The 673-nt window shown below is 44.0% G+C and carries 1 protein-coding gene and 1 pseudogene; both read right to left on the bottom strand.

Annotation, left to right across the window (positions count from 1 at the left end; genetic code table 11):
- Positions 1 to 138: pseudogene (locus ABN217_RS19535) on the bottom strand (PhoH family protein); the annotation flags it as partial.
- A gap of 14 nt (positions 139 to 152) precedes the next feature.
- Positions 153 to 673: TRAM domain-containing protein (locus tag ABN217_RS19530; RefSeq protein ID WP_349459895.1), on the bottom strand; the 521-nt coding region annotated here is incomplete at its 5' end.

The raw sequence follows: 673 nt of genomic DNA, 5'->3' as shown, positions 1-673 counted from the left end.
AATTTCAATCGCAAGGCGACGCTCAAGCTGCTTGATATTGTCATCGAATGGCCCGCAAAGGCTCATTAAGCGTTGGTTATCTGCGGGCTCTAGAAAGATCTCTTGTGTTGCGATTTGCAACGGTTTTTTATCGGTCACTGAGTATCCTATCGTTAAGGTTGGTAACGACCAACGCCAAGCTCATCTTCTTTACGTGTACGTGCAATGACGGAAGCTGGTGATTCGTTAACGCGTAAGCCCATTTGGTCTTCGGTGCGGATCACTTTACCGCGTAGAGAGTTGGCATAAACATCAACAATCTCAACGTCGACAAACTTACCAATCATATCTGGTGAACCTTCAAAGTTCACAACACGGTTATTTTCGGTACGTCCAGAAAGCTCCATAACGTTTTTACGTGAAGGGCCTTCAACTAAAATTCGTTGTACTGTACCTAACATAGCACGGCTAAAGCTCATTGCTTGTTGGTTAATGCGTTGCTGTAGCAGATAAAGGCGCTGTTTTTTCTCTTCTTCGCTAACATCATCAGGTAGATCAGCGGCTGGTGTACCTGGGCGAGCGGAATAGACAAAACTAAAGCTCATATCAAAATTAACATCGGCAATTAGCTTCATGGTATTTTCGAAATCTTCATTGGTTTCACCAGGGAAGCCAACGATGAAATCAGAGCTAA

This window comes from Proteus sp. fly-1067 (assembly GCF_040139345.1).
Lineage (GTDB): Bacteria > Pseudomonadota > Gammaproteobacteria > Enterobacterales > Enterobacteriaceae > Proteus > Proteus vulgaris_B.
This window is presented reverse-complemented; position numbering and strand designations above follow the sequence as displayed.